This is a genomic window from Janthinobacterium longum (genome assembly GCF_051380735.1).
GTDB lineage: Bacteria > Pseudomonadota > Gammaproteobacteria > Burkholderiales > Burkholderiaceae_D > Janthinobacterium.
Genome location: NZ_JBNYXQ010000001.1, coordinates 455,823 through 476,291 on the forward strand (window position 1 = coordinate 455,823; position 20,469 = coordinate 476,291).

Annotated in this window: 17 protein-coding genes; 9 read left to right on the top strand and 8 right to left on the bottom strand. The window is 61.2% G+C overall.

What is annotated here, in order from left to right:
• Window positions 1-16 precede the first annotated feature (16 nt).
• Entirely contained in the window at window positions 17-2,230 is a 2,214-nt protein-coding gene (locus ACQ4WM_RS02060; protein ID WP_436545053.1) for a TonB-dependent receptor plug domain-containing protein, read from the bottom strand.
• 221 nt (window positions 2,231-2,451) lie between these two features.
• Here ACQ4WM_RS02060 and asd point away from each other — a divergent pair, with 221 nt between their 5' ends.
• Complete coding sequence (asd, locus tag ACQ4WM_RS02065) at window positions 2,452-3,300, top strand: archaetidylserine decarboxylase (protein WP_436546187.1); 849 nt, start codon at window positions 2,452-2,454, stop codon at window positions 3,298-3,300.
• A 5-nt stretch (window positions 3,301-3,305) separates the two neighbouring features.
• On the opposite strand, the gene ACQ4WM_RS02070 is transcribed toward asd, so the two are convergent.
• A complete protein-coding gene (locus ACQ4WM_RS02070) occupies window positions 3,306-4,211 on the bottom strand; it encodes a LysR family transcriptional regulator (RefSeq protein WP_436545054.1) in 906 nt (301 codons plus the stop codon).
• 119 nt (window positions 4,212-4,330) lie between these two features.
• On the opposite strand from ACQ4WM_RS02070, the gene ACQ4WM_RS02075 reads away from it, so the two are divergent.
• From ACQ4WM_RS02075 to ACQ4WM_RS02085, 3 genes are read left to right on the top strand one after another with little or no spacing between them, the layout of a single operon-like run.
• Window positions 4,331-4,930 (top strand): FMN-dependent NADH-azoreductase, encoded by a 600-nt coding sequence (locus ACQ4WM_RS02075; RefSeq protein WP_436545055.1) that lies wholly within the window; start codon window positions 4,331-4,333, stop codon window positions 4,928-4,930.
• A gap of 29 nt (window positions 4,931-4,959) precedes the next feature.
• The gene (locus ACQ4WM_RS02080) at window positions 4,960-5,844 is read left to right on the top strand and encodes a pirin family protein (RefSeq protein WP_436545056.1); all 885 of its coding nucleotides are present in this window, start codon (window positions 4,960-4,962) and stop codon (window positions 5,842-5,844) included.
• A 55-nt stretch (window positions 5,845-5,899) separates the two neighbouring features.
• On the top strand, window positions 5,900-6,886 hold the full coding sequence (locus ACQ4WM_RS02085) for a cation diffusion facilitator family transporter (RefSeq protein WP_436545057.1): 987 nt from the start codon (window positions 5,900-5,902) through the stop codon (window positions 6,884-6,886).
• Between the two features lie 45 nt (window positions 6,887-6,931).
• Here ACQ4WM_RS02085 and ACQ4WM_RS02090 read toward each other — a convergent pair whose 3' ends face one another.
• Genes ACQ4WM_RS02090 through ACQ4WM_RS02100 form a run of 3 tightly spaced genes read right to left on the bottom strand, consistent with a single transcriptional unit; the run spans window position 6,932 to window position 10,463 of the window.
• Window positions 6,932-9,187, bottom strand: a complete 2,256-nt coding sequence (locus ACQ4WM_RS02090) for a RelA/SpoT family protein (RefSeq protein ID WP_436545058.1) — start codon at window positions 9,185-9,187, stop codon at window positions 6,932-6,934.
• A 7-nt stretch (window positions 9,188-9,194) separates the two neighbouring features.
• Window positions 9,195-9,545, bottom strand: coding sequence for a RidA family protein (locus ACQ4WM_RS02095; RefSeq protein ID WP_436545059.1), 351 nt, complete (start codon window positions 9,543-9,545; stop codon window positions 9,195-9,197).
• A 36-nt stretch (window positions 9,546-9,581) separates the two neighbouring features.
• Window positions 9,582-10,463 (bottom strand): alpha/beta fold hydrolase, encoded by an 882-nt coding sequence (locus ACQ4WM_RS02100; protein WP_436545060.1) that lies wholly within the window; start codon window positions 10,461-10,463, stop codon window positions 9,582-9,584.
• Window positions 10,464-10,743: 280 nt separating this feature from the next.
• On the opposite strand from ACQ4WM_RS02100, the gene ACQ4WM_RS02105 reads away from it, so the two are divergent.
• Window positions 10,744-12,045: a dicarboxylate/amino acid:cation symporter gene (locus tag ACQ4WM_RS02105; RefSeq protein ID WP_436545061.1), complete on the top strand. Its 1,302-nt coding sequence runs from the start codon at window positions 10,744-10,746 to the stop codon at window positions 12,043-12,045.
• A 188-nt stretch (window positions 12,046-12,233) separates the two neighbouring features.
• Window positions 12,234-12,650 carry a DoxX family protein gene (locus tag ACQ4WM_RS02110; RefSeq protein WP_436545062.1) on the top strand — a complete coding sequence of 139 codons (417 nt, stop codon included), beginning with the start codon at window positions 12,234-12,236 and terminating at the stop codon, window positions 12,648-12,650.
• Window positions 12,651-12,700: 50 nt separating this feature from the next.
• On the opposite strand, the gene ACQ4WM_RS02115 is transcribed toward ACQ4WM_RS02110, so the two are convergent.
• Together ACQ4WM_RS02115 and ACQ4WM_RS02120 are read right to left on the bottom strand one after the other, a co-directional pair.
• Window positions 12,701-13,351 carry a CoA transferase subunit B gene (locus tag ACQ4WM_RS02115; RefSeq protein ID WP_436545063.1) on the bottom strand — a complete coding sequence of 217 codons (651 nt, stop codon included), beginning with the start codon at window positions 13,349-13,351 and terminating at the stop codon, window positions 12,701-12,703.
• Between the two features lie 158 nt (window positions 13,352-13,509).
• Window positions 13,510-14,208 (bottom strand): CoA transferase subunit A, encoded by a 699-nt coding sequence (locus ACQ4WM_RS02120; RefSeq protein ID WP_436545064.1) that lies wholly within the window; start codon window positions 14,206-14,208, stop codon window positions 13,510-13,512.
• 169 nt (window positions 14,209-14,377) lie between these two features.
• On the opposite strand from ACQ4WM_RS02120, the gene ACQ4WM_RS02125 reads away from it, so the two are divergent.
• Window positions 14,378-14,944 (top strand): LuxR C-terminal-related transcriptional regulator, encoded by a 567-nt coding sequence (locus tag ACQ4WM_RS02125; RefSeq protein ID WP_436545065.1) that lies wholly within the window; start codon window positions 14,378-14,380, stop codon window positions 14,942-14,944.
• On the opposite strand, the gene ACQ4WM_RS02130 is transcribed toward ACQ4WM_RS02125, so the two are convergent.
• Window positions 14,941-15,717 carry an SDR family oxidoreductase gene (locus ACQ4WM_RS02130; RefSeq protein ID WP_436545066.1) on the bottom strand — a complete coding sequence of 259 codons (777 nt, stop codon included), beginning with the start codon at window positions 15,715-15,717 and terminating at the stop codon, window positions 14,941-14,943. The genes ACQ4WM_RS02125 and ACQ4WM_RS02130 overlap by 4 nt on opposite strands.
• A gap of 249 nt (window positions 15,718-15,966) precedes the next feature.
• On the opposite strand from ACQ4WM_RS02130, the gene ACQ4WM_RS02135 reads away from it, so the two are divergent.
• Together ACQ4WM_RS02135 and ACQ4WM_RS02140 are read left to right on the top strand one after the other, a co-directional pair.
• A complete protein-coding gene (locus ACQ4WM_RS02135; RefSeq protein WP_436545067.1) occupies window positions 15,967-17,643 on the top strand; it encodes an electron transfer flavoprotein-ubiquinone oxidoreductase in 1,677 nt (558 codons plus the stop codon).
• A gap of 151 nt (window positions 17,644-17,794) precedes the next feature.
• On the top strand, window positions 17,795-20,464 hold the full coding sequence (locus tag ACQ4WM_RS02140; protein ID WP_436545068.1) for a tetratricopeptide repeat protein: 2,670 nt from the start codon (window positions 17,795-17,797) through the stop codon (window positions 20,462-20,464).
• Window positions 20,465-20,469: the final 5 nt, after the last annotated feature.

The window sequence follows — 20,469 nt, forward strand, 5'->3', positions numbered from 1 at the left end:
TCTGCAAGGCCAACCATCAGAATTTCATTTCCATCGTAGCGCGCGCCTGTGGCGAGGTCGCAGAGATACCAGCGCGCACGATGCTGCCGCTGGCATCCCTGAAGATCGAATTGCTTTCGAAATCCTGCGCCAGCAAATTCGTCACCGCCAGGCGCAGCTGGTTTTTCGGATTGAATTTCCATAGCGCATACAGGTCGAGGTCGCGCCGCATCGAGGTGTAGGCGAACTGCTGCAGCGTGATGCGCACCGGGCCGCCGCTGGTCAGTATCAGGCTGCCGCCGGTAGTGAGCATGCCGCCGGGCGACTTGTAGTCGATGCCGAGATTGCCACTGAACGGTGTCTGCTGGTCGAGCCGGTTGTCGGGCCCCGGCACGTGCGCCACTTGCGACCAATTTCGGCTGAGGCTGGCACGCAGGTCGATCGCCGGCGCGTTAGCCGACAGCACTGCGCGCAGCGGGAACTTCGCTTCCAGTTCCACGGTTTGGGTGTCGGCGCGGCCGTCGTTGATGGGCGTGGACACCCAGCGATCGTCGTTCAAGAGCAAGCCCTGGCGCGTGTAGCCGTCGATGCGGCGCGCCGAAGCGCGCACGCCGAGCAAAGCGCCTTCGGCCCAGTAATGGTCATACGACGCATCGACGCCCAGCGCCAGTTCCGGTTTCAGGCGGGGATTGCCCTGGCGGTCAGGCTCGGCCTGGCTATTGTTGGTCGAGATGCTGCGGCGCGGTATCAGGTTCGAGGTAGACGGCGATTTATAGGTGCGCGTCAGGGCCAGGCGCAGCTGGTCCCCATGGGCAGAGGGCAATTTCCACAAGGTCTGCAGCAGCGGGCTCCAGACGCTGCTGCGCTGGCGCACGGCATCGAAGCTGTCGCCGGCGCTGCGCGTCTGGCCACCTTCCCAGCGCAGGCCCGCATACATCGACCAGCGCGGCGTGATGTCCCATTCGTCCTGCGCATACAGCGCCAGCAGCTTGACCGTGGAATTGTAGTGTTCATCGCTGTAGCGTATTGGTGCCCCCGGCACGCTTGCTTCGCGCTGGCGGCGCTCTTCCTCGCGCCGGCTGAGCGTGCCATCCCAGCCCATCGACAGCGCATGGCCCGGCATCCAGGGCGACGAATACTTGCCGCTCGACGAGATCGTATCGTAGTTGGTTTCCAGCCGTACCCGGCGGTCCAGCGCCAGCCCTGCGCCATCGATCAGGCCCAGAGTATCGTTATCGTTTGCGCTGCTGTTGGCCATGCCGCGCACGCCCAGTTCGAGTTTCGCGCCACCATCGAGCTTGCGTGTCCAGTTCAGGTCGGTGCGGCCGAATACCTGGTGGTTGCCGCCGCGGCTGTCGTTGCTGTCGTACTCCGGTCGCTCGCCCAGCACGGTATCGGTATGGTAGCTGTTGTGATTGTTGCCGCGACTGGCATTGAGGTAAAGTTGTGCCGTCAGGCTGTCGCCACCGGGATAGTTCCAGTTCAGCCGTGGCGCCAGGTTGATGCCTTCCACGCGGCCACCGCCGCCACCGGCGATGCGGCGCAACAGGTTCTGCTGGCCGTCGGGCAGGTAGCCGAGATCCAGCGCAGGGCTGTCTTGCGGGCCGCCGAAATCATAGTCGTAGCGGAACGCCGACGCGGCCAGCGACCAGGAAAATATGCCGTCCTTGTCCGATAGCTGCAAACTGCCATTGCCCGAGTGCGCGTCACGCCCGCCCCCCACGCCCAGCTTGAGCTCGCGCTGGGCCTTTTTCACCGCTTTCTTCAGCACCACGTTGATGGTGCCGGCTATCGACTGGGTGCTGTATTCGGCACTGGCCGCACGCAGGATTTCGATGCGCTCGATCATGTCCGGCGAGACGGTATCGAGCGAAAAACCGGCCGGCGCGCGCTCGCCGTTGAGCAATATCTGCGTGTAGCCGCTGCCCAGGCCACGCATGCGGATTTCGCCGCCAGTGCGGCCGGCCGCGCCCGTGACGGTAATGCCGGGCAGGCGTTTGAGCACGTCGGTAACACTGGTGTCGCCATACTTGAGGATTTCCTCACTGGACACCACCATCTTGCTGGCGGTGTCGTCGCGGCGCGGATCATAGCTGCTTTTGACTTCCACCTGCTGCAGCGCCGGCTCGGCCGGCTTCTGCACCTGCTCTGCTTCCTGCCCGGCCCCCTGCTGGGCCTGCGCCTGACAGGCAACGATCAGGGCGGTGGCGGTAATGGTCAGGTGCAAGGCAGGCAAACGGAATGGCATCATGGCTGGGCGGCAGGGTAACTGAAACAGGGACTGGAAAACAGGCGCTCGTATTTTGAGGCAATTTTGTCGTTATGACACGGCGATCAGAAAATATTTCTTATAAAAAATTAACTTCCGTGGAAACTTGCCTGTACGCCGCCGCACGCCGCCCGGTATCCCTTGCCATCCTTCGCCGCTATAATGCTTGTGCATCATTGTTTCAATCCAATCAAAGGCTCCCTATCGTGTCCCGTCTCGCCGTCCTGCCCCAATATCTGCTGCCCAAGAGCGCGTTGACCAATTTCGCCGGCCGCGTGGCCGGCGCCAAAGGCGGCGCCATGACCACGCGGCTGATCCGCTGGTTTGTCGGCCGCTACAACGTCAACATGGCCGAGGCGCTTGATCCGGACATCACGCATTACACCAGCTTCAACGATTTCTTCACGCGCGCGCTGCGCCCCGGCGTGCGCCTGATTGCGCAAGCCGACTATGTTTGCCCGGTCGACGGCCGCATCAGCCAGTTCGGCAGCATCGACAAGGACCAGATCTTCCAGGCCAAGGGTCATAATTTCACCACCACCGCGCTGGTCGGCGGCGACGCTGCACTGGCCGCCCAGTTCGAGCACGGCAGCTTTGCCAACCTGTATCTGAGCCCGCGCGACTACCACCGCATCCACATGCCGTGCGACGGCCGTCTGACGCGCATGATTTATGTGCCTGGTGAATTGTTTTCCGTGAACCCGACCACCGCGCGCGGCATCCCCGGCCTGTTTGCCCGCAACGAGCGCGTGGTGTGCGTGTTCGACACCGCCAACGGTCCTTTCGTGATGACCCTGGTGGGCGCCACCATCGTCGGCAGCATGGCCACCGTCTGGCACGGCGTAGTCAATCCGCCCCGCTCGGGCCAGGTGCGCGACTGGAGCTATGCCAACGACAATATCGTGCTGAAAAAAGGCGAGGAACTGGGCCGCTTCCTGCTGGGATCGACCGTCGTGATGCTGTTCCCGAAAGACACGGTACAGTTCAACCCGGGCTGGCAACCGGCCGGGCCGGTGCAGCTCGGTGAAGTGATGGGTAATTTACCCAAGTAATCCAGTCAGACAGGCATGTCCATCTGGTACATTTCCTCCATCAGGTCGAGAAACGCACGTGTCTTGGCCGGCATCAAGCGCCTGCCAGGAAACACGGCCCAGCCCGTAACCAGCGGAAAGCTCCATTCCGGCAGCACGCGCACCAGCTCCCCCGTTTGCAGATAAGCGTTGGCGAAGCGGTCGGTGCTGGCCGCAATCCCCACCCCGGTGCAAGCCATGCGTACCAGCAATTCCGGTGAATTGGCCAGCAGGCGCACCGGCAGGTCGCGCTCCCAGGTGGTCTTGCCGCGTATCAAGGTCCAGCGCACCATGCCGTGCAAGGCCGGTGGCAAGCTCAGCAAATCGTGCCGGAACAGATCGTCGGGATGTTCTGGCAGGCCATGCAAGCTCGTGTATCGTGGCGCAGCATACAGCGCCAGGGTGCTGAAGGCCACGCGGCGTGCCGCCAGGCTGGCGTCGTCGGGCAGCTTGCCCATGCGTATCGCCAGGTCAAAGTTTTCCTCCAGCAAATCCACGCGGCGCGCCGACAAGTCAATTTCCAACGAAATGGCCGGATAGCGGCGCACGAATTCGGCCAGCACTTGCCGCATCAGCGTATCGGCAAAATCGGCCGGCATCGAGATGCGCAGCAAGCCGCTGGGTCCGGCCTGGCGATGCTGGGCCAGCGCGCCGGCCGCCTCGGTTTCCTCCACCACCTTGCGCGCGTGTTCGAGCAGGCTGGCGCCAAATTCGGTCAGCACCAGCTTGCGCGTGGTTCGCTGCAGCAGGCGTTCGCCCAGTTTTCCTTCCAACAGCGCAATACGGCGCGACAAAGTCGATTTGGGCAGGTCGACGCGCTCTGCGGCACGCGAAAAACTGCCGCACTCCACCACGCGGGCAAACAGCAGCAAATCGCCGGGATCGATGTCCATGGTGTCCTCATTGTTCCATGAGTGGATTAATGTTATCCATTTTAACGGCTTCCGCATCAATTTTGGAATTGCTATAGTTCATTCATCGCAAGACACCTCACTCACACGGAGAAAACCAGATGAACATCCTGCAAATCAATTCCAGCGCCCGCAGCACCGGCTCCGCATCCACCCGCCTGGCCGACGCCCTGGTCGCCCGCGTTGTCGCCGCCCATCCTGGCGCTGCCGTGGTGCGCCGCGACCTGGCTGCCGAACCGCATCCGATACTTGACGAGCCGACCCTGCAGGCACTGTTCACGCCAGCGGACCAGCGCAGCGCCGAACAGGCAGCCCGCATCGCCCTCGACGACGCGCTGATTGCCCAAGTGCAGGCGGCCGACGTGATCGTGGTCGGCGCACCAATGTACAACTTCGGCATCACCGTGCAACTGAAAAGCTGGTTCGATGCAATTGCGCGCGCCAACGTCACGTTCAAATATACGGAAAAAGGCCCGGTCGGCCTGCTGACCGGCAAGAAAGTCCTGGTAGGCCTGTCGCGTGGCGGCCTGCATCGTGGCGGCGCGACCGACAGCCAGGTGCCTTACCTGAACACCATGTTCGGTTTCCTGGGCCTGAGCGACGTGCAGTACGTGTATTCGGAAGGCATGGGCATGGGTCCCGAAGCTGTGGCCAAGGCGCAAGCCCAGGCGGACGCCGAGATCAACGCTATTCTCGTATAAGCGTTTCACACTGAACACTGGAGAGCATCATGGACGATATCAATACCGCCACCACGGTCACCACCGCACGCACCGTCGAGCGCGTGATTGCCGGCCAGGCCGTGATGGATGGCGCCGGCGTGAAGATCAACCGCGTCCTGACGCAGCAATTGCAGCGTCGCCTCGATCCGTTCCTGATGCTCGACAATTTTGCCAGCGACCAGCCGAACGACTATATCGCCGGTTTTCCCGAGCACCCGCACCGCGGCTTCGAGACCGTGTCCTATATGATCACGGGCCGCATGCGCCACCGCGACAGCGCTGGCCACGAAGGCTTGCTGAGCTCGGGTGGCGTGCAATGGATGACGGCTGGCAGTGGCGTGATCCATTCGGAAATGCCGGAACAGGAAGCGGGCGTAATGGAAGGTTTTCAGTTGTGGCTGAACCTGCCCGCCAGCGACAAGATGCGCACGCCCTGGTACCGCGATTTCGACAGCAGCGCCATTCCGCGCTACACCACCAGCGCAGGGGTGGCGGTACAAGTAATCGCCGGCAGCAGCCATGGCGTGGCGGGCGCAGTGCAGCGCGAGCGCACCGAGCCGCTGTACCTCGATATCGAGCTGCCGGCCGGCAGCACCTTCGAGCAACCGTTACCGCCGGGCCATAACGCTTTTTTATATACTTTCCGGGGCGCTGTCGAGGTCGATGGCAAGGAGGTACCGGCGCTGCGCATGGCCATTTTCAAGAATACGCCCGGCAGCGACGGCGTGCGCATCACCGCACCACAAGGCGGCCGCGTCATCCTGGTGGCAGGCCAGCCCTTGAACGAGCCGATCGCGCAGTACGGCCCGTTCGTGATGAATACCCAGGCTGAAGTGTTCCAGGCGGTGCAGGACTTCCGTGAAGGCAAGTTCGGCGACAGTGTCAAAGCCTGACGGCTGATCGGCCTTTCCATTACACTGGCGGCAAGATCATTCTACAAAGCACGCCATGCACGACAAGAACGACCATGACCACGACCACGCCCACCTGCATGCTCACCTGAAAGGCGACGCCAAGCACACGCACTCGTTCACGGGGCGCAAGCAGAGCGTGCTGGCGTGGGCCTTGGGCTTGACGCTGTCGTTTGCCGGCGTCGAAGTGGCCTTTGGCGTCCTGTCCAACTCGCTGGCCCTGATTTCCGACGCCGGCCATATGGTTACCGATGCGGCGGCGCTGGGCCTGGCACTGCTGGCGCAAGTGATCGCCCGCCGCCCGCCCTCGCCGCGCCACTCGTTTGGTTTTGGCCGCGCCGAAGCGCTGGCCGCCTTTGTCAACGGTCTGGCCATGCTATGCGTGGTGGGCTGGATTTGCATTGAGGCCGCGCTGCGCTTTTCCACGCCGCAAGCCGTGCATGGCGATACGGTAGTGGTGGTGGCAGTCATCGGCCTGGCGATCAATCTGGTGGTGGCATGGGTGCTGTCGAAAGACAAGGACAGCGTCAATACGCGTGCCGCGCTGGTGCACGTGATGGGCGACCTGCTGGGGTCGGTGGCCGCCATCGTCGCCGGCGCCGTGATCTACTTCACGGGCTGGATGCAGATCGACCCGCTGCTGTCGGTGCTGGTGTCCTTGCTGATCCTGAAATCGACGTTTGGCGTATTAAAAGACTCCTACCACTTCCTGATGGAAGGCGTGCCGCAGCAGATCGATTATTTGCAAGTAGGCGCCGATGTCGAGCAGGTCGATGGCGTGCTGTCGGTGCACGACCTGCACGTATGGGATATGTCGCCTGGCCAGCCGGCGTTGATCGGCCACGTGCAGATCGAGCACCTGGACCAGTGGCCCGCCGTGCTGCGCGCCATCAAGGCCATGCTGCTGGCCAGCCATGGCATTGACCATATCACCTTGCAGCCGGAGACGACTGCGATGGCGGGATTGCATGGGGGTGACCAAACCCACAAGCAAGGGCTGGGGTCAGACCCCCGCACCCACTAGCGCAAGCTTCCGAGTTAGCGGCATTGAGGGTCTGACCCCGGCAGTTCAGCTGCGCCGCGCTTCCATCACCCCGCTGACATCCTTGATCACATTCAAAGCTTTCAGCAACTGCGCCGTCGAGCTGATCTCGGCCGTAAATGTCATGCGGGCCTGGCCCTTGGCGCTTTGCGTATTGACGCCGATCACGTTGATTTTTTCACGCGAAAAAATCTCGGAGATATCGCGCAGCAGGCCCTGGCGGTCGCCGGCCAGGATAAAGATATCGACCGGGTAGACAGTATCCTGGCCGCCGGTGCTGCCCCATTCGGTGAAGATCACACGCTCGGGCGCCTTGGCGCGCATTTCCTCGAAGTTCTTGCAGGTGGCGCGGTGAATCGAGACGCCCTTGCCGCGCGTGACAAACCCGACGATGCTGTCGGGCGGCGCCGGCTTGCAGCATTTGGCCAGCACCGTCATCAGGCCTTCCGTTCCGACCACCAGCACGCCGGACTTGGCTCCCTGCTCCACGCTGGAGGCGCGGCTTTTGCCGACCAGTACCGCGTCTTCCGGCTCCACCACTTCACCATTGTCGTGCAGCGCCTGCTCCACGTGGCGCAAGCTGAATTCGTCCTTGCCGACAGACAGGAACAGTTCATCGACCTTGCCAAAGCCCAGTTTCTGCGCCAGCGCTTCAAGATTGACGGCCGTCTTGCCTTCGCGCTGCAGCGATTTTTCCACCAGCGCGCGGCCGTGGCCTACGGTTTCCTGGATGTCGATCGCATGGAACCACGCGCGGATTTTCGAACGGGTACGGGTGCTGGCGGCGTAGCCGGCGCTGAGCCAGTCGCGCGACGGCCCGGCCGTGCCAGGTGCGCCCTTGGCGGTAATGATTTCGCAGGTCTGGCCGTTTTTCAGTTGGGTGTTCAGCGGCACCATCACGCCGTCGACCTTGGCGCCACGGCAACGGTGACCGACATCGCTGTGCAGGTGATAAGCAAAGTCGACCGGCGTGGCGCCGACCGGCAACTCCAGCACGCGCGCCTGCGGCGTCATGACGAAAATACGGTCGTCCAGGGTGGCGGACTTGAGTTTTTCCACCCATTCGCGCTGGATTTCTTCCTGGCCGACAACGGCGTCGGCCACGTCGGTTTTCCAGGCCAGCAACTGGCGCAGCCATGCAATTTTTTCGTCGTATTTTTGGCCGGCAAAGTTCGACCCGCCCTCTTCCTTGTAGCGCCAGTGCGCGGCCACGCCGTATTCGGCAAAGCTGTGCATTTCATTGGTGCGGATTTGCACTTCCAGCGGCCGGCTGTCGTCAGCCATCACCACCGTGTGCAGCGACTGGTAGCCGTTCGGTTTCGGGCGCGAGATATAGTCGTCGAATTCCTTCGGGATCGGGGTCCAGATATTGTGCACCACGCCCAGCACCGTATAACAGGTCTTCACATCTGCGACGATCACGCGAAACGCGCGCACATCGTACAGGGCCGTGAAGTCGAGTTCCTTGCCGCGCATCTTGTTCCAGATGCTGTAGATATGTTTCGGGCGGCCGAACACTTCGGCGGCAATGCCGGCCGAAGCCAGCTCGGTCTGCAGACGCAGGATCGCCGAGGACACAAAGCCCTCGCGCATCATGCGTTTTTCTTCCAGCATCTTGGCGATGCGCTTGTAGGCCTCCGGTTCGATAAAGCGGAACGACAGGTCTTCCAGCTCCCACTTCAGCTGCCAGATACCGAGCCGGTTGGCCAGCGGCGCGTACAGGTCGAGGGTTTCCCGGCCGTAATCGCGCGTCATGTCATTGAAGAGTTTTAATTCGGCAAAATAGCGCAAGGTGGTCACGCACGAGGCCAGGCGCACCAGTACCACGCGCATGTCCGATGCCATAGCCAGCAGCATTTTGCGCAGGGTTTCCACTTGCGCCACGGCCTGCTGGGCCGCATTCCTGCCGCGACCACCAGCGCCGCCCGCATACGAGGCCTGGTTCAGCGCGCGCAGCCGGATCAGCTGGCGCACGCCGGTGGCCAGGTCGCATACCTGCTTGCCGAAGCGCGGCTCGATATCGGCCGCCGTATCAGGTTCGAGCAAGGTCAGCTCGAACATCAGGCCGGCAATGCGGGTTTCCGCATCGCTGCGCAAGAACGCCAGGGTGGTGGCCACGCCGATGGCGAAGTCGAGCGCCGGGCGGCCGGCAAAGGTCAGCTTCTCACCATAGGCTGCGGTCGCATAGGCCAGCGCATCGAGCACGCGCGCGCTGTCCGGCCCACTCAGGCCCTCGACCAGTTGTTCCGTGGTGGCGCTATTGGGGGCCGAAGTGGAAACCATGGGGACCTTAGCGCTCTGCAGCGATGATGACGATTTCAACCAGGCATGCCGGATTGGCCAGTTTCGCTTCGACGGTGGCGCGTGGCGGCGTATGGCTGGAGGCCACCCAATCATCCCATACTTCGTTCATGCCGGCAAAGTGCTGCATGTCGGCGATATAAATCTGGCACGACAGGATGCAGGTCTTGTCGCTGCCCGCTTCGGCCAGCAGGCGGTCGATATGGCCCAGCACTTCGCGGGTCTGGCCAACGATATCCTGAGTAGTGTCTTCGGCGATCTGGCCGGCAAGGTAAATGGTGCCATTGTGGATGGCAACTTCGGACAGGCGTTTGCCTACGTGCAAGCGGGTAATTTCCATGCTGTTTCTTTCGTTTGTTTCAAAATCGGTAAAACTTTACTTGTTCAACAAAAACTGTCGCACGATGGCAATCTGCTCGTCGTGGATAAACGTGGGCGCATGGCCGACGCCGGCAATTTCCACCAGTTGCGCTTTTGGGCCACGCTGCAACATGGCTTGCGCCGTGTCGTGCGTCAGCAGGTCCGAATCGGTGCCGCGCACCAGCAGCGTCGGGCAGCGCACGGCATCGTAGGCGGCCCACAGCATGGCTTCGTCGCGCGCGGCCGAGTCAAGCGTGGCGGAACGGAACGGCAGCGCCAGGCCCATGTCGTAATGGCGGCGCCAGCGGCCGTCCTGGCCCTGGCGCAGCACGTCACGCGCCAGTTTGTGCCATTCGGCATCGGTGTGCGGGCCGAAACTGGCCGACACGGCGCGCACGAAATCAGCGCCCTGTTCGAACGTATCGAAGCGCAAATCCTGGCCGATATAGTCGCCGATGCGCTGCAAGGCCTCCGGCGCCAGGGTCGGGCCGATGTCGTTCAGGATTAACTTGCTGACCGGGCTGTGCGGCAAGGACGCCAGGCCCAGGCCAATCAGGCCGCCCATCGAGGTACCGAACCAGTCCACCGTCTGCCGCTCGCCATTGGCCAGCACGCGCGCCAGCAGGGTCACCATGTCGCTCACGTATTGCGGCACGCGGTAGAACTCCGGGTTGGCCAGCCAGCCGGAACGGCCGCGCCCCACCACGTCGGGGCAGATCACGCGGTAGTCGCTGGCCATCGCTTGCGCCAGGCTGTCGAAGTCGTCGGCCACGCGCGTCACGCCATGCACACACACCAGTACGTTTGGGTTGTCGGGCGCGCCCCACTCTTTATAGGACATGCGGTGCAAACCGGCCGGGGAAATACACTGGACGGACTGGATACGGGCTTCGATCATGCTAATTCCGGTGGTGGAGTCGGTGGAAAAACAGCAGCGCGCCTTGCCCGGTGACGGGTATATCGCGCTAGCCTCTGGCGAAGTGTAGCGCAGCACGGGCAATGCTCCAAGCGCACGGCTGAATCGACCCGATATTGCTGCAGCGCAGCATGTCCGGCAACGCATTTCCACTCTTAAATACCCGATATACAAAATGTGCATATCTGCGGTTATCCACAATTGAGCGGGCGATCCATTACGCGGATGATCGCATCCATCAACCCGCAAGAGGAGACTTTCCGTGAAAAAACCATTCTATAAAATCCTGTACGTACAGGTGCTGTTCGCCATCGTGGCGGGCGTGCTGCTGGGGGTGTTCTATCCAACGAACGCCGTCGACATGAAGCCGCTCGGCGACGGCTTCATCAAACTGATCAAGATGATCATCGCACCGGTGATTTTTTGCACCGTGGTATCGGGCATTGCCGGCATGCAGGACGTCAAGAAAATCGGCCGCGTTGGCGGCAAGGCCCTGATCTACTTCGAAGTCGTCTCCACATTCGCCCTGGCCATCGGCCTGGTGGTTGCCAACGTGCTCAAACCGGGTGCCGGCTTCAACGCCGATCCGGCCCACCTTGATGCCAAGTCGATCGAGCAATACACGCATGCCCAGGGCATGACGACCACCGACTTCATCATGAACATCATTCCGAAGACCTTCGTTGATGCGTTTGCCAAGGGCGATATCCTGCAAGTGCTGCTGATCGCCATCCTGTTCGGTTTCTCGCTGTCGCTGCTGGGCGAGCGCGGCCGTCCGGTCACCAAGCTGATCGACGAACTGTCGCATGCCATCTTCGGCATGGTCAACATCATCATGAAAGTCGCTCCGATCGGCGCGTTCGGCGCAATGGCCTTCACCATCGGCAAATACGGCCTGGCGTCGCTGATCCCGCTGGCCAAACTGATGGGTTCGTTCTACCTGACCTGCTTCCTGTTCGTATTCGTGGTGCTGGGCCTGATCGCCAAGTACACGGGCTTCTCGATTGGCCGCTTCCTGCTGTACATCAAGGAAGAGCTGCTGATCGTGCTGGGCACCAGCTCGTCGGAATCGGCGCTGCCGGCCCTGATGAAGAAACTCGAACGCCTGGGCTGCTCCAAACCGGTGGTTGGCCTGGTGGTTCCTACCGGCTACTCGTTCAACCTGGACGGTACCAACATCTACATGACCATGGCCGCGCTGTTCGTGGCACAAGCGACCAACACCGAGCTAACCATCTGGCAGGAACTGACCATCCTGGGCGTGGCAATGCTGACCTCGAAAGGCGCGTCTGGCATCACCGGCGCCGGCTTCATCACCCTGGCCGCGACCCTGGCCGTGGTGCCGACAATTCCAGTGGCCGGCATGGCGCTGATCCTGGGCATCGACCGTTTCATGAGCGAATGCCGCGCGCTGACCAACTTCGTCGGCAACGGCGTAGCCACCATCGTGGTGTCGAAATGGGAAAAAGAACTGGACATGGACAAGCTGCACAGCGAGCTGGCCCATCCGACCCACCCTGCCGATGACGCGATCATCCCACCCGCAGTCAGTATCGTGAAGTAATCGTTCCCCCTTCAAAAAGCCCCGCCGATCTGCGGGGTTTTTTTTCGCTCGTCAACATTGGGGAAATGATGCATCAACATCAGCACTGATGATCAACCATGAAAAAAGGAATACAGTGCAGCCATCCTTGGGCAAGCTGATGCATCGGCGCCAAGGCAACCTGACTCAACTTTTGAACGGAGTACGCCATGTCCACTTCCCCCTCGCCCGCCCTGCTCGCCGCCTGGACCCCGCGCCTGCTGGGTATCCTGCGCATCATCACCGGCTTCTTGTACCTGCAGCATGGCACGGCCAAGCTGTTCGGCACACCGCACGTGGCCATGTTCGACGGCGTGCAGCTACTCTCGCTGATGGGGGTGGCGGGCATACTGGAACTGGTGGGCGGCGCCCTGCTGTTGCTGGGCCTGTTCACGCGCCCGGTAGCCTTTATCTTGTCCGGGCAAATGGCCGTGGGCTACTTCATGATGCACGCGCCGCAAGGCTTCTTGCCGATCCTGAACGGCGGCGAGCTGGCGGTGCTGTACTGCTTTACCTTCCTGTATTTCGCAGCAGCCGGTGGCGGCGCATTCAGCCTGGATGGCTTGCGCGGCAAGGCACGCAGCTGAAAAAAAGGGCGGGCATCGCTGCCCGCCCCTGTCTTGCCTGCCTGCACAGATCAAACAGCGGAGACGTCCAGTTCCGCTCCGGTGGCGGCCTGTACCTGCTCCTTGGTCACGCCAGGGGCCAGTTCGACCAGTTTCAGGCCGTTCTCCGTCACCTCGATCACGCCAAGATCGCTGATGATGACGTCGACCACGCCCACGCCCGTCAACGGCAGGTCGCACTGCTTCAGCAGCTTGTGCGAGGTGGTGCCGTCCTTGGCGGTGGCGACGTGTTCCATCAGCACTACCACGCGCTTGACGCCGGCCACCAGGTCCATCGCACCACCCATACCCTTGACCATCTTGCCTGGAATCATCCAGTTCGCCAGGTCACCCTTTTCCGACACCTGCATCGCGCCCAGGATGGCCAGATTGATCTTGCCGCCACGGATCATGCCGAAGGAATCGGCCGAGCTGAAATAGGCAGCGCCCGGCAAGGCCGTGACGGTCTGCTTGCCGGCGTTGATCAGGTCGGCATCGACTTCGGCGTCCGTCGGGAACGGGCCGATGCCCAGCAAGCCGTTTTCCGACTGCAGGAACACTTCGATATTGTCTGGCACATAATTGGCCACCAGGGTCGGCAAACCGATGCCCAGGTTCACATAAAAACCATCCTGCAGTTCTTTTGCGGCACGCGCCGCCATTTGATCTCTCGTCCAAGCCATAATCATCTCCATTTATGTTAGTGGCTCGCCTGGTAAAACCTACTGCGCGTCGCGCTTTGCGGCCTGCGATGCTCACTGTGCATCCGCACAGCTGCGCTTCTCTGCCACAAATCACTGCCGCTCGCGACGGTTTTACCAGGCGTGAATACTGCTTATAATCAGTCGGTGCGCACGGTGCGCTGTTCGATGCGTTTTTCTGGATGCCCGTTGACCACGATGCGGTGCACGAAAATGCTCGGCGTGTGCACGTCATCCGGATCAATCTCGCCCACTTCGACCAGTTTTTCCACTTCGACGATGGTGATCTTGCCGGCCATCGCCACGTTCGGATTGAAGTTGCGCGCCGTCTTGCGGTACACCAGGTTGCCGGCGCGGTCCGCCATATAGGCCTTCACCAGCGACACATCGGCCACCAGGCTGTGTTCCATCACGTACTGTTCGCCGTCAAATTCACGCAGCTCCTTGCCGTCGGCGACGATGGTGCCGACGCCGGTCCTGGTGAAAAAAGCAGGAATGCCGGCGCCGCCGGCACGCAGTTTTTCCGCCAGGGTGCCCTGCGGCGTAAATTCCAGTTCCAGTTCGCCGGCCAGGTACTGGCGCGCGAATTCCTTGTTTTCACCGACATAAGAAGCGATCATCTTCCTGATCTGGCGCGTTGTGAGCAGCTGGCCCAGGCCGAAGCCGTCGACGCCGGCATTGTTGGAAATGGCGGTCAGGTTCGTCACGCCGGAATCGCGCAAGGCGCCAATCAGCGCTTCGGGGATGCCGCACAGGCCGAAGCCGCCGACGGCGATGGTCTGGCCGTCCTGGACGATGCCTGCCAACGCCGCAGCGGCGTCAGGATAAACTTTGTTCATGGATGTCCCTCTGGTGTGTTTGAGTTTTTTGTGAAATTCTTTGCAGCATCTTGGCATGGATTGCTGATGCCGGCAGCAACTGAGCATAAAATACGCCGGTGGAAAGTACAATACCGTAGAACTACCGGCACCGTGCCGCATGGTCCCCTGTGAGAGCGATCCCCGCCAGATGAATGCCGCACCCGCCGTCGACTACGAAAGCATCTTCCTGCACGCGCCGGTCGGCATGTGCATGTCGGAGAACCGCATCATGCGCCGCTGCAACGAAGCGCTGGCTTCCATGTTCGGCTACACGCGTGCACAGCTTGACGGCCAGTCCTTCGAAGTACTGTACCCTACCCACGACGAGTTCCTGCGCACTGGTGAGCGCATTATCCCCATCATGAACGCCAAAGGGCGCTACTCGGACGAACGCATCATGCGCCGCAGTGATGACGAATTGTTCTGGTGCCATGTGACGGGCCACGCCATGCTGCCGGGCCAGCCGCTGGGCGCAGGCATCTGGACCTTCGAGGATGTCAGCGAACAGCGCCCCGTGACGGCGCAGCTGACGCCGCGCGAGCGCGAAATCGCCGCGCTGCTGGTGGAAGGCAAGACCAGCAAGCTGATCGCACGCCAGATCGACCTCAGCCCGCGCACGGTGGAAATGCACCGCGCCAAGCTGATGCGCAAGTTTGCAGCAGCGACCTCGTCGGAGCTGGTGCACAAGCTGGTGGGCTTGCGCCAGCAACCTTAAAAAGCCGTCATGCCGCCATCGGCCGAGATGATCGCGCCATTGATGAAGTGCGAATCCTCGCCAGCGAGCAATAACAACAAGCCGTCGAGGTCTTCCGGCTTGCCCGGGCGCTTGTTCGGCAGCATCTCGATCAGCTTCTTGCCCTGCTCGGTGGCAAAATAATCCTCGTTGATCTCGGTAGAAATATAGCCCGGGCAAATGGCGTTGGTATTGATGCCATACTTGCCCCATTCAGCCGCCATGGCGCGCGTCATGTGCACCATGCCGGCCTTGCTCATGCAATACACACCGATCTGTGGCAGCACCTGCAAGCCGGCCATCGAGGCGATATTGATGATGCGGTGCTGTTTTTTCGGATCGCCCTTGGCGCGCGCGATCATCCGCTTGGCCGTCTGCTGGGCTACGAAGAAAGAACCGCGCAAATTGGTGTCCATCACAAAGGCATAATCCTCGGGCGTGACGTCGACCAGGCGCTGGGTGGTCGACACGCCGGAATTGTTGACCAGGATATCGATCGGCCCTGCCTCGGTTTCCGCGTGGGCGATGGCCGACTTGATGCTGGCAAAGTCGGTCACGTCGAGCGCCACCACGTGGGCGGCGCCGCCGTCGGCTTCGATCTCGGCGCGCAGTTCTTTCAGGCGCTCGGTGCGGCGCGAGGCCAGCACGACCTGGGCGCCGGCCTGCGCAAGCACTTTGGCAAAGCGCGCGCCGAGGCCGCTGGACGCGCCCGTAATCAGGGCGATCTTGCCCTCGAAATTGACTTCTATGCCCACGAGCTACTCCTGTTTTGTTTTGATTAACACTTTGCCCTCGACATGGCCAACAGGACATGTTCCTGACAGCAACGGCTAGGCGAAAGTAAACGCCATCATTACACAAAATGCCCGGATTTAGATTGCGGCGAGGGGCATTGTCACGCAAAATGGCGCCGAAGTTGCAATCTGCGCCAAAAACAAGCACACTCGTGCTTAAATTTTCCCGCGATTTCCGCTCACCGAATTCAGTAACCATAAAACGAGACCATGACACAGCCAAATAACTTAGTTGAACAGTACGGACCGCGCGAGGCCATGGAGTATGACGTGGTGATCGTCGGCGGCGGCCCTGCCGGCCTGGCTGCAGCCATCCGCCTGAAACAGCTGGCCGCTGAAAAAAACCAGGAGGTGTCGGTTTGCGTGCTGGAAAAAGGCGGCGAACTGGGCGCGCATATCCTGTCGGGCGCCATCATGGACCCGAAAGCGCTGACCGAGCTGATCCCGAACTGGAAGGAACTGGGCGCGCCGCTCAATACCGCCGTGACGGAAGACCGCATCCTGTTCCTGACCGAAACCAAGGCCTACAAGACGCCAAATTTCGCCGTGCCGGCCTGCTTCGAGAACCACGGCAACTACATCGTTTCGCTGGGCAATGTGGTGCGCTGGCTGGGCCAGCAGGCGGAAAACCTGGGGGTGGAAATCTTCCCGGGCTTCCCGGCCGCCGAGATCCTGTACAACGACGATGGTTCCGTGAGAGGCGTGGCAACCGGCAACATGGGCGTCAAGCGCGATGGCGAACCGGGTCCCGACTTCCAGTTGGGCATGGAGTTGCACGCAAAATACACCTTGTTCGCCGAAGGCGCGCGTGGCCACCTCGGCAAGCAGCTGATGGCCAAATACGACCTGAACGCGGGCAAGGACCCGCAATCGTACGGCATCGGCATCAAGGAACTGTGGGAAATCGACCCGGCCCAGCATCAACCCGGGCTAGTGATCCACTCGACCGGCTGGCCGCTGGACGCGAAAACCTATGGCGGCTCCTTCCTGTACCACCTGGAAAACAACCAGGTGATGGTCGGTTACGTGGTTGGCCTGGCGTATGAAAACCCCTACCTGTCGCCGTACGAAGAATTCCAGCGCTACAAGACCCACCCGGAAATCCGCAAGTTCTTCGAGGGCGGCAAGCGCATTTCGTATGGCGCGCGCGCGATCACGGCCGGCGGCCTGCAGTCGTTGCCGAAGCTGGTATTTGCCGGCGGCGCGCTGATCGGCTGCGATGCGGGCTTTTTGAACATGAGCCGCATCAAGGGCAGCCACGCCGCCATCAAGAGCGGCATGCTGGCGGCCGAAGCGGCGTTTGGCGCGCTGGGCGAGCAGCGCCAGCACGACGAACTGGCCAGCTACCCGGTCGCGTTCGAACAATCGTGGCTGCATGAAGAGCTGCACGTGGCGCGCAACGTCAAGCCATGGCTGTCAAAGGGCCTGTACCTGGGCAGCCTGATGACGGGCATCGACCAGATCATCTTCCGCGGCAAGGCGCCGTGGACCCTGCACCACACACATGGCGACCACGAATGCCTGAAACCGGCGGCACAGTCGAAAAAAATCGTCTATCCGAAGCCGGACGGCAAGCTGACCTTCGACAAGCTGTCGTCGGTGTTCATCTCGAACACCAACCACGCGGAAGACCAGCCGATCCACCTGACGTTGAAAAACGCCAGCGTGCCGGTCGATGTCAACCTGGCCACCTATGCCGGCCCGGAGGCGCGCTACTGTCCGGCCGGCGTCTATGAGTTCGTGAAAAACGACGACGGCGCCGATCGCCTGCAGATCAATGCGCAGAACTGCGTGCACTGCAAAACCTGCGACATCAAGGATCCGACGCAAAATATCGTCTGGGTCACGCCGGAAGGCGGCGGCGGGCCGAATTATCCGAATATGTAACTGCTGATTGCCTGTAAGCTGCAAATAGAATGGCGTGGACGTCGCAAGACATCCACGCTTTTTTTTCATATTGATGTTTATGACGAAGATATTTCTATAAAGCACTGACAGCCGTTACAATTGAAGACGGCAATCACTCATAATTCCATCCATGCACGCTACCAATTCCGCAGCACCGCCACCCAGTAACGGGCAGCAGCCAACTCAACAGGAAATCGATCATATCGTCGGCCTGTACGAGAGCGGTGAGCATGAGCAGATGGAACATGCCAGCCGTGCCCTGCTCGAGCGCCACCCTGATGCGGCGCTGGCATGGAGTGTGCTGGCCATGGCCTTGCAGCTGCAGGGCAAGGATGGCTTGCCGGCCCTGCAAAAAACGGTGGAGCTGGCACCCGGCGACGCCGAAGCCCATCTGCACCTGGGCAACGCTCATATGGATGGCGGCCACCCGGAACTGGCCATGCCGTGTTTCATGCGCGCACTGGAACTGGCGCCCGGCTTTGCCGAGGCCCTGAGTCGCCTCGGTGATGCACTGCAAGCGCAAGGGCACCTGAAGGAAGCGGCCGAATGCTATCGCGGCGCGCTCGACATCGATCCGGCACTGGTGATGGCGCAGGTCGGCAAGGGCGACATTCAGGTGGCGCAGCAGCAGTTTCAGCCGGCGCTGACCAGCTACCGCCAGGCGCTGGCACTGCAGCCGGGCGGTGCCGATATCCACCGCAAGCTCGGCGACGTGCACGTCGCCCTGAACCGGCCGGAAGCAGCACTAAAAAGTTATGCGGCCGCAATTGAACTTGACGCCGGCAACGCCATGGCGCACGGCGGCATGGGCAATGTGCTGTTCCGTCTCGATCGCAATGCGCAGGCGGCAGCCAGTTATCGCAGCGCCACCGCGCTGCCGGCAGCAACTGCCGCACATTACCTCGGCCTGGGGCGCTGCCTGCATGCGCTGGGAGAAACAGCCGATGCCGAAAGCGCCTACCGGCAAGCGATCGCGCTCGACGCTTCGGTGGCCGCCCCGATGCTGCATTACGCCGACCTGCTGCGCGAAACCCGCCGCAAGGAGCAGGCAATTGCCATCTACCAAGCGGTGCTGTTGCTGGAGCCCGACAATATCGATGCCCTCAACAACCTCGGCATGGCCCAGCAGGACGATGGCCAGCTCGAAGCGGCGCTGGCGTCTTTCCGAAGAGTGGAGCTGCTGGCGCCGAACAATCCGGTCACCCACAGCAATATCGCCGCCATACTGAACTCCATGGGGCGGCGCGATGAGGCGCTGGAAAGCTGCCGGCGCGCCGTCAGGCTGGACCCGAAATTCGCCCCTGCCCACGTCAACCTCGGCACTTGCCTGATGGAAATGGGCCGCCTGACTGAGGCCGTCAACAGTCTGGAGACGGCGGTCAAGTTCGATCCGCATCACCGGCGCGCGTATGTCAACCTGAGTGCCACCCTGACCCGTCTGGGCCGCGTCGACCAGGCCATCGCGCATTCGCGCAAGGCATTGAAACTCAATCCTGACTGGGACGAATTGCACAGCAACCTGCTGTTCTACCTTACCCACAGCCAGGATATCAACGCCGCCAGCCTGTTTGCCGAGCACCTGAAGTATGCCGACCATTTCGAGGCGCCGCTGCGTGCCTCGTGGCCAAAACACGCCAACACGCGCGACCCGGAGCGGCGCCTGCGCATCGGCTTCGTGTCCGCCGACCTGTACAACCATGCGGTCGCCAGTTTCATTACACCCATCCTCGAGCATCTGTCCAAATCGCCGCAGTTCGAACTTATTGCTTATGCAAACAGCTATCATGACGACAATATCAGCCGTCACCTGCATGGTCTGTTCGTGGTCTGGCGCCAGGTGGAAAAATTGACGCATGCGGAGCTGGCACATTTGATTACCCGCGACGCAATTGACATATTGATCGATCTGTCGGGGCATAGCGGCTTCAACCGCCTGCCGGCGTTCGCCCGCAAACCGGCACCGGTACAGGTCAGCTGGATTGGGTATCCGGGCACTACCGGATTGCAGGCGATGGATTATTTTTTCAGCGACAACAAAATCCTGCCTGCCGGAGAATTTGATCATCTATTCCTGGAAAAAATAGTTCGATTACCGATCAGTGCGCCTTTCATTCCTTACAGGGCAGCACCAGAAGTGGGACCATTGCCGGCTTTGAGGAATGGGCACCTGACATTCGGCAGTTTCAATCGTGCCAACAAGCTAAATCGCAAAGTCATTGCTCTTTGGTCGCAAGTATTGCGTGCCATACCGGATGCGAGCATATTGTTGGCGGGCCAAGAGAGTGATGGACAAGACCATTATCTGCGCGAGTGGTTCGCGAAAGAGGGCATCAACGGCAATCGCCTGCATCTGCACCGGCGCAGCGACATGGCTGAGTATCTGCAATTGCACCAGCAGGTAGATATTTGCCTCAATACTTTCCCATACACAGGAACCACCACCATGTGCCACGCGCTGTGGATGGGAGTACCGACACTGAGCGCCAAGGGAAAAACAATACCGTCGCGTGCATCACCAGCTTATCTTGCTCACATGGGCCTCGAAGCGTTTGTTGCGGATAATGACGCCGATTTCGTTGGCAAAGCAGTATTCTGGTCGAACGATATTGCCGCACTGGCCACCCTGCGCGCAGGCATGCGTGAGCAATTCATCCGCTCGCCCATCGCCCAGCCCGAGCTTATCAGCGCGGGCGCGGAACGCGCTCTACGTATCATGTGGCGCCAGTGGTGTCAGCAATTGCATCCGATCTCCTTTGATGCCATGCACCACGATTATCCATTGCCAACGCCGAGAGACTGACTGCA